The 9233-nt window shown below is 45.3% G+C and carries 5 protein-coding genes; 4 read left to right on the forward strand and 1 reads right to left on the reverse strand.

The window, feature by feature from the left end:
• Positions 1–241: 241 nt before the first annotated feature.
• A complete protein-coding gene (locus AC58QG_RS17800; protein ID WP_497363445.1) occupies positions 242–5320 on the forward strand; it encodes a pectate lyase-like domain-containing protein in 5079 nt (1692 codons plus the stop codon).
• Between the two features lie 56 nt (positions 5321–5376).
• Here the strand turns inward: AC58QG_RS17800 and AC58QG_RS17805 are convergent, their stop codons facing one another.
• A complete protein-coding gene (locus AC58QG_RS17805) occupies positions 5377–6243 on the reverse strand; it encodes an AraC family transcriptional regulator (RefSeq protein ID WP_497363446.1) in 867 nt (288 codons plus the stop codon).
• 144 nt (positions 6244–6387) lie between these two features.
• On the opposite strand from AC58QG_RS17805, the gene AC58QG_RS17810 reads away from it, so the two are divergent.
• The 3 genes from AC58QG_RS17810 to AC58QG_RS17820 all read left to right on the forward strand — a co-directional run.
• Entirely contained in the window at positions 6388–8370 is a 1983-nt protein-coding gene (locus AC58QG_RS17810; protein WP_497363447.1) for a glycoside hydrolase family 127 protein, read from the forward strand.
• 200 nt (positions 8371–8570) lie between these two features.
• Entirely contained in the window at positions 8571–8867 is a 297-nt protein-coding gene (locus AC58QG_RS17815; protein WP_056620178.1) for a transposase, read from the forward strand.
• Positions 8868–9005: 138 nt separating this feature from the next.
• On the forward strand, positions 9006–9233 hold a 228-nt coding region (locus AC58QG_RS17820), incomplete at its 3' end, for an IS3 family transposase (protein WP_497363482.1).

The following is a 9233-nucleotide window of genomic DNA, read 5'->3' on the forward strand; positions in this document are numbered from 1 at the left end:
GGCTCTTTTTTATTATCCGCATGTCAATTGGCTGAATATTTAGTAAAAGTTAAAAATTTATTCAAATTGGTCAATTTGTTTTCTTATCCTGCCTTCTTATTGTAGATATGATGAAGAAAGAAATGACAAACGGACAAGCTGCCGTTACACATCAATTGAGAAAGAGGAGCACATGAGTCGAGTTTATGAAAGCGCTTAATAGGTTTGGCGATTTACACAAAATTTTTATGGAGGTGGGGACATGTTTAAAAGAAGTATATCTGTCATGTTAGCAATTACGATTTTATTTAGTTTATTTACTTTTGGATCTGGCGTAACCCTTGCGGCTGGACCTGATCAACCTGTGGTCTCGACAACCACGCATTCCGTTAGCTTAACTTGGACAGCCGTACAAGGAGCTAATAACTATAACGTTTATCGTTCTCCGAGCAGTAATGGTACTTTTACCAAAATCAATGCCACGGCTATTGCATTAACCAGCTATACGGATGCAGGTTTGGCTGCAAATACGAAATATTACTACAAGGTTTCATCGGTAAGCGCTGGTGTAGAATCCGCTCTTTCTGTGGAAACATCAGGTCTAACTGAGCCTGATTTTGGACCAAATGTGTTTGTATTTGATCCACTTGCGGATCCGACACAAACAGCTGTCGATGTTGAAAAGAAAGGTGCCGAATTATTTGCACAGCAAGAAACCAATCAATTCGGTAAGCAAAGGTATGCCATGCTTTTCAAGCCAGGCGCCTATAAGGCTAGTATTAAAGTGGGTTTCTATACGCAAGTGTCCGGTTTGGGGCAAGTTCCCGACGATGTCACCATCAATGGCGGCGTAACGGTGGATGCCAATTGGATGGAAAAAAACAACGCGACTCAAAACTTTTGGCGTTCCGTCGAAAACTTGGCCGTAGCTCCAACTAACGGAGATATGAAGTTTGCGGTCTCGCAAGCAGCGCCTATTCGACGGTTGCATGTAAAGGGCAATTTGTCGCTGCACGACCAGGGAGGATGGGCAAGCGGAGGATTTTTGGCAGATTCATTAGTGGATGGAACTGTAAATTCAGGATCACAACAGCAATGGTTCACGAGAAACAGTAAATGGGGAACGTGGAACGGATCGTTATGGAATACAACCATTGTCGGTTCTGAGAATGCACCTGCAGAAGATTGGCCTACGAAAGCATTCACTGTCGTTGACAAAGTACCCGTTATTCGTGAAAAGCCATTTCTTACCTTCGATTCGGTGACTAAAAAGTATAAAGTGTTTGTGCCGGATGCGGTCTCTAATAAAAGTGGAACCAGTTGGTCAACAGGGACGACGGCAGGAACATCAATCCCTATCGAAGATTTCTTGATTGCTGATCCGTCTACATCGATTACTACCATCAATGCAGCGCTTGATCAAGGTAAGCACTTGTTGTTTACGCCAGGCGTGTATCTTTTTACAGATACTGTTAAAGTGACGAAGCCTAATACGGTAGTGCTTGGTCTTGGACTTGCAACCTTGCATTCCGACAATGGCATTATGGCCCTTTCCGTTGCGGATGTAGACGGCGTAAAAATTGCTGGTCTACTATTTGAAGCAGGAAGTGTGAACTCACCTGTGCTTATGCAGGTTGGTCCTAAAGGCAGTTCAAACGATCATTCAGCTAATCCGACATCTTTACATGATCTTTATTTCAGAGTCGGTGGCGATGCGCTTGCCAAAGCTGACGTCAGTATCGAAATCAACAGCAACAATGTCATCGGTGACCATTTCTGGGTATGGCGTGCTGATCATGGTACAGGTGCCGGATGGGATTTAAATACCACGATCAACGGTATGATCGTCAATGGTAATGACGTGACCATGTACGGACTCTTTGTGGAACATTTTCATGAGTACCAGACAGTATGGAATGGAGAACGGGGAAGGACCTACTTTTATCAAACCGAAATTCCCTATGATGTTCCGAATCAAGAACGGTGGATGAGCAACAACGGTACCGTGAATGGTTACGCTTCTTATAAAGTAGCCGATTCGGTAAATTCACATGAAGCTTATGGCTTAGGGATATACTCCAATTTCACGGGTGGCATCGTGTCTATGGAGAGCGGTATTGAAGTTCCTGATAAACCAGGCGTTAAAATTCGCCATGCAACGACGGTTTCGTTAAATAAAAGAGGTGAGATTTCGCACATCGTTAATGCGATGGGAAGCGCAGTCAATACTGGATTAATGCGAGCGACGCTTGGCGATTACGCTTATCGAACTGTTGCAAGTGTAAATGGGGTAAATGCTGTAACAATTGCAGGGAAAGCTCCTGAATTACCGGCAGTTGTTACTCAGGTATTTACTAATGCAACTACGAAGCAGGTACCTGTAACTTGGGCAAGTATCGATTCATCAAAGTATGCGTCCGTAGGAAGCTTTACGGTGAGTGGAACGATCAATGGCAGTGCAATCCAGGCGGTAGCGAATGTTACGGTAACTGCGGCTCCGAACGTAGCTGTGACGAATATTGTCATTACTACAACAGATAACGCAAAGTCAATCGATTCCAAAGATGGCACGCTGCAAATGTCTGCAGTGGTAACGCCGATGAATGCAGATAATACAAGTGTTACTTGGTCTGTTGTAAGTGCGAATGGAACGGCAACAACAATTGCCACGATTAACAGCAATGGCTTATTGACTGCAGTGAAGGACGGATCTGTCAAAGTCATTGCGACTGCTAACGATGGTTCAGGTGTAACGGCAAGTCAGGTTATTTCGATCAGCGGACAGATCATAAAGGTAAAAAGCATTACCGTGACTGGCCAGAATAGCGTAACGGCAGTAACTTATAAAGGTGCTACCCTTCAAATGCTTGCCAATGTACTACCCGTAAACGTAAGTGATAAATCGTATACGTGGTCCGTTGTGAACGGTACGGGCACAGCGACGATTGATACGGCAACAGGTGTATTAAAGGCGCTAAGCGACGGAACAGTTACTGTCACTGCAACTGCCAAGGATGGCTCGGGCATAACGGGTAAACAAACGCTCACCATAAGCGGTCAATCATTGGTTCTAGGTAATGGTTGGACTTGGGTGAGAGAAAGTCGAGATAATTGGGCTATCAACCCAGCAAATCCGAATTTCATGCGATTAACGACGATTGAAGGAAGTTGGGGAGGAACTAAGCCTAGTAACATTCTGCTCAGAGACCCTGGAACAAGTGATTTCTCAATTTCCACGAAAATAAAATTTGATGCGGATAAAAGTTTTGAATGGGCAGGCTTAATTGTTTATCAAGATGACGGAAATTTAATCTCGTTAGGACTTCAAGCAAATCCTGCCAAACAATTCCGTTTTTCACAAGTGAAAGCCAGCTCACAAACGGATAAAAACTATTCAGATATTGTACCTCCTGGGGATGTCTATTTGAAAATTGTCAAGGCGGGAACGAACTACAAGGGGTATTACAGCCCTGATGGCGTTACCTGGACACAGGTTACAGACACTTTTTCGACCACGTTGTCAACACCCAAAGTTGGGGTATTTGTAAGAAAATTCAATACGAGTATTGCTCCTAAACCAGCTGAATTTTCTAATTTTAATTTAAGCGGGACTGTCATCCCTTACTGGATTCCTACCACATCTGTACAGATGACAGCTGAAAGTGGACGAACAGCTATTACTACGGATAGCGGCACATTGCAAATGGCTGCACAAGTGTTGCCTGCGAACGCAAGCTCGACTTCCGTCATTTGGTCCGTCTATAACGTGGACGGTAGTACGACGGATAAGGCAATCATTAACACATCGGGATTATTAACGGCCGTGAAGAACGGACCGGTGAAAGTCGTTGCAAGTGCATATGACGGCTCAGGTGCAACGGCAAGCACGATTATCGACATTTCAGGTCAAATCCTTACGCCGCCTACCGTTGAGTACGTAATCCCAGGGAATGGTCAGGCTTGGATCGGTTGGACACCGATGGAGGGTTCGGTTACTTATTCGGTCTATCAAAGAACAGCGGATACGACTTACGGAGATGCTGTTTCTACTGTGAATGGAAATGTTTACAGTTATAACGTAACAGGCTTATCTAACGGCACGACATATTATTTTGTTGTTAAAGCGAATTATCCAGCGAAAGTCAGCGAAGCTTCGAATGAGGTAAGTGCGAAGCCACAGGTTGCTGTAACGGGCATAACAACTAATGTTCCTGTCGCTCCATCAACAGCGGAATATGTCATGATCATCACAAAAGATCAACTTACAAACAGTCAAAACGGTACAACCATCGTTACAATCCCGAATGGCAAATCAGAGATCAGACTTCCTGGGAATATTAGCGAATTAATTTCTCAGAACAATCTGGAGATCAAGTCAGACGCATTGACCCTTTCGTTCCCGTCCGAAGTGCTTAATCAATTAACGGATAAGCTCACAACGGATCAAATAAAGGGCAGTCAAATAACGCTGAAACTTGACACCGTCGCTCAAGGGGAAGCGAAAAATCTCATCAATAGCAGTAGTGCTAATACGGAAAATAAATTAGTTGGCGATGTGTACGAGTTCCATTTGTTCATTCAGACAGCGGATGGAAAAACAGTTGAGCTTTCGACGTTCAATAAGCCTATTACTATTGAGTTGAAGATTCCAGCAAGCGTGAATCCGGCATTGGCTGGTATCTATTATATTGCCAACGACGGGAAACTGACGTATGTGGGTGGCAAATTAGATAAAGATGTCATCACAGCCGAGATTAATCACTTTAGTAAATATGCTGTACTTGAAGTATCCAAGACATACTCCGATGTGCCTTCCAGCCATTGGGCTTCCAGTGTGATCAAGCAGCTTACTGCGAAGCAAATCGTTGAAGGTACGAGTGCGACAACCTTTGAACCTGAACGCAGTGTCACACGTGCCGAGTTTACAACGCTTCTGGTAAGAGCTTTGAAGCTTACAGATAAAGGCGAAATGGCATTTGCCGATGTGAAAGCAAGCGACTGGTTCGCAGATAGCGTTTCCATTGCAGTGAAGGCAGGTATTGTACAAGGTAGAAGTGCAACAATATTTGATGCGAACGCACAAATTAGCCGTGAGGAAATGGTTACTTTACTTCTTCGAGCATACGAGTACAAAAATGGGAAAGTCGCCAACACAGCTATTCAAACATTCGCAGATGAAGATCAAGTTTCTTCATGGGCGACTGAATTTGTGAGATCAGCGGCAGCGCTGCATTTGATTCAAGGTCGCGCAGCAAATCAATTCGATCCGAAAGGCATTTCAACGCGTGCCGAAGCTGCACAAGTTCTATTCAATCTTTTAGTAGCTACGAAGGCGCTATAGAGTAAATAAAAGGCTGATCTGTTTAGTAGAAAATTCTACTAACGGGTCAGCCTTTTTCATGCCGAATACTGTTTGCGGAACCGAAGCGGCGAGATGCCTGCAGCCGCCTTGAAGCAATTTGAGAAGTAAGGAGCATTAAGGAAACCAATATGCTCAGCGATTCGCGCAATGGACCACTCTGTTTTAATTAGCAGCAGTTTCGCCTGCTCAATTCGGTAGTCGTGCAGATAAGCCATTGGCGTGCAGTCATAAATTTCTTTCATACATCTGACGATATAATTCGGATGGAAATGAAATTCTTCTGCGAGTGTGCTATTCGTCACATCGGATTGATAATGTTGGCGCAAATAAGCTTCGATCTTGTCGGCGAGCTTCAGGGCAGGTGACACATCATTGCGGATCTGTCCAGCATCAAGCAGCCGAAGCAATTCCATGAAAAGCTGCTGCTCACTCCAATATGTCTCTGAACGATGATGAGCTGAATCGGTCAACAGCTTGCGGAGATGTCGTTCGGCAAGTGCGAACTCGGGCGGAGAGCCATATTGCGGAATGCGGATCCGATAAGGATTTTCCCAAGACTTCCGAACTTGCGGGTAAACAGTGCCTAGATCCTGGTCCGAGGTTTGCTGCCAGACGCCATGAAAGTCGAAATGAATCCAATAGAAAACAGTCTCTGTGTCACAGGCTTTGACAGGATAATGGTAGCGGTCTGGCAGCAATAATAACGTTTGGCCCTCCGTAACCTCCCACTCTTTATCATCTTCCCCCATATATAAGGTCCCTTTGATCACCCATAAAAGATCGAAAATGCCTAGATGACGTCGACTTGGATGCATTTCGCCTGGACGGTAGGTGGACAAGCCAATCATGAGGTAATAGGGCAGTGGCGGGAGTTCCATCCAGATATGGCCATGTTCACTCATCGGTTTCCCTCACTTTTGAAGTGTTAAATTTTATATAAAATAGGTTGGAATTATTCATAGTTTCCCTTTATTTATAAGGATAAACTGTAAGTAGTTGATAATCAAATGTTATATAAAATTGGATGACAAAAGGAGATTCTACATATGGTGAATTCCACGAGTACACAGGCTGCCATCAACAACGTACGGATACAAGATTCATTCTGGGATCCATTTATGGAGCTTGTAAGAGGGACGGTTATTCCGTATCAATGGGATGCATTGAATGATGCTATTGCTGATGCAGAGCCTAGCTATGCCATTCGCAATTTCCGTATTGCTGCAGGTCTCGAAGAAGGAGAATTTGGCGGGTTTGTGTTTCAGGATAGCGACCTTGCCAAGTGGCTCGAAGCGGTTGGCTATTCGCTGGCGAATACGCCGGATGCCCATTTAGAACAAATCGCAGATGAAGTCATTGATTTAATCGCCAAAGCACAGCAAGAGAACGGTTACTTAAATACATATTTTACGATCAAAGAGCCAGGTCAGGCGTGGACGAATTTATATGAAGCGCATGAATTGTACTGTGCCGGACATATGATGGAGGCGGCTGTAGCTTATTATGAAGCGACGGGAAAAAGAAAACTGTTAGATGTCATGTGCAAATTCGCTGACTATATTGAAACCATTTTCGGCCGTGAGCCTGGTCAACTACGAGGGTATGACGGCCATCAAGAAATCGAGCTTGCACTCGTTAAGCTTGCTCAGGCAACGGGGGAAAATCGCTATGTGAAGCTAGCGCAATTTTTTATCGATGAGCGCGGCACGGAGCCGAACTTTTTTATTGAAGAATGTCAAGAAAGAGAAGGCTACAGCCATTGGACCCAGAAGAAGCAACCCATTCCGACAGCAGCGCAATTGGCGTACAATCAGGCCCATAAGCCGGTTCGCGAACAGGAAGTCGCCATCGGACATTCGGTGCGTGCTGTTTATATGTATACAGCTATGGCTGATCTTGCCAGATTGACAGGAGATCAGGATTTGCTCGCGGCCTGCCGCCGCTTATGGGAAAACACAACCAAGAAGCAGATGTACATCACAGGGGGCATAGGCTCAACACATCACGGTGAAGCATTCACTTTCGATTATGATATGCCCAACGATACGGTCTACGCTGAAACGTGTGCCTCAATCGGCCTCATCTTCTTTGCCCAGCGTATGCTGCAGCTAGAAGCGAAGAGTGATTATGCGGATGTCATGGAGCGGGCGCTGTACAACAATGTCATTGGCAGCATGTCACAGGATGGCAAGCATTATTTTTATGTGAATCCGCTTGAAGTTTTGCCGAAAGCATCGGAGTTGAATCCAGGTCGGCGTCATGTCAAAGCAGAACGGCAGAAGTGGTTTGGCTGCTCTTGCTGCCCTCCGAATGTGGCACGCCTGCTTAGTTCATTGAACAGCTATATCTACACGGCTTCACCAACGCAAAATAAGGTCTACACACATCTTTTCATCGGCAGTGAGGCTCGGTTTGAGCTTGGTGTGGGCGAGGTTGCCTTTACCCAGCAGTCCAAGCTTCCGTGGGAAGGTTATGTCAGAATAGAGCTAACGTTGGCTCCGCAGGATTCGTTTACACTTGCCTTGCGGATTCCATCCTGGAGCCAGGGTAGAGCTGTCATGAAAATCAATGGCGTTGTGACGACGTATGAGACAGTGAATGGCTATGCCTCGGTTGAGAGGCAATGGGTGCAGGGGGATATCGTGGAGTGGGAAATTGAGCTGGAGACGCAATTGACCTCTGCGCATCCCGAGATTCGAGCTAATGCTGGCAAAGTTGCTATTGAACGTGGACCTCTCGTGTATTGTCTGGAAGAAGTGGACAATGGTACACCTCTACAGTCAGTCACGATTGCTGCCTTGCAGAAGCTGGACGCTAATTACGACGCAGGATTATTAGGCGGTGCCGTCGTAGTTGAGGCTGAGGGCTTGGCCGAAGACTCTGCTTCTTGGTCGGACGATACGCCGTATCGTCCACTTGTACAGCAGAAGGCTGCCGAGCGAGTGAAGCTGAAGGCGGTGCCGTACTATCTCTGGGGCAATCGAGGTGTAGGCGAGATGACGGTCTGGATTCGCAAGGGCGGCGTGTAAACCCTTGTGAATCGTGTGAGTCCTTCGGGCATCAGTCCGAAGGGCTCTTTGTTGCGCTAGCGCGGGAACCGCGCGGATCTGGTACGGAAGCCACGGTTGTAAGGGAAAATAGATGGAAAAATGCACTTAGAATTAATAGTGGACGTCTCTTAGTGTAGAAGTAATAATAACCTTAACTATTAACTAAGAGGTGTCTGTCCATGAGCGAATCAAGACAACGATATAATGAGACTTTTAAACGTGAAGCTGTAAAGTATGTGCAAGAGCAGACTAAGTCCTTAGAGCATATCGCGGACGAGTTGAATATCAATCCCGGTACCCTTCGAAACTGGTTGGGGAAATATCGGGAGTTCGATCATGAGCCTGTGAACAAAGTGGAAAACCTCCGCGAGCAGTCTCAACTTATTGACGATCAGAAAAGGGAAATCGAAGATCTAAAGGAAGAGATCGCCATTCTAAAAAAGGCCATGCACATCTTCAGCAAAGAAAGGAACTGAGATTTCAGTTCATTGAAGATCATCGCTCCGAGTTCCGTTTGGAGAAGATGTGCGGCATTTTAAAAGTGTCCAAGAGCGGATATTACAAATGGAAAACAAACAACTGATGTCTCTGAGCAATGCAAGCGTAAAGAGCAAATAACAGATCGTATTAAATATCACTTTCAGCTCAAGCATGAAATCTATGGCAGCCCACGAATACACAAAGAACTTTTAAAGGAAGGCTTGTGTGTATCGGAACGGACGGTCGGCCTTATTATGCGTGAGCAAGGGTTACGCTCTTGTATGGCACGTAAATTTAGAGTTCAAACAACAGATTCGAACCACGATCAGCCGATTGCACCAAATATCCTTGAGCAAGATTTT

This window comes from Paenibacillus sp. J22P169 (assembly GCF_059691995.1).

Bases quoted from the DNA above. Each gene is read 5' to 3' on its own strand.
- AC58QG_RS17810 (WP_497363447.1), top strand. From the start codon at position 6,388: ATGGTGAATTCCACGAGTACACAGGCTGCCATCAACAACGTACGGATA.
- AC58QG_RS17815 (WP_056620178.1), top strand. From the start codon at position 8,571: ATGAGCGAATCAAGACAACGATATAATGAGACTTTTAAACGTGAAGCT.
- AC58QG_RS17800 (WP_497363445.1), top strand. From the start codon at position 242: ATGTTTAAAAGAAGTATATCTGTCATGTTAGCAATTACGATTTTATTT.
- AC58QG_RS17805 (WP_497363446.1), bottom strand. From the start codon at position 6,243: ATGAGTGAACATGGCCATATCTGGATGGAACTCCCGCCACTGCCCTAT.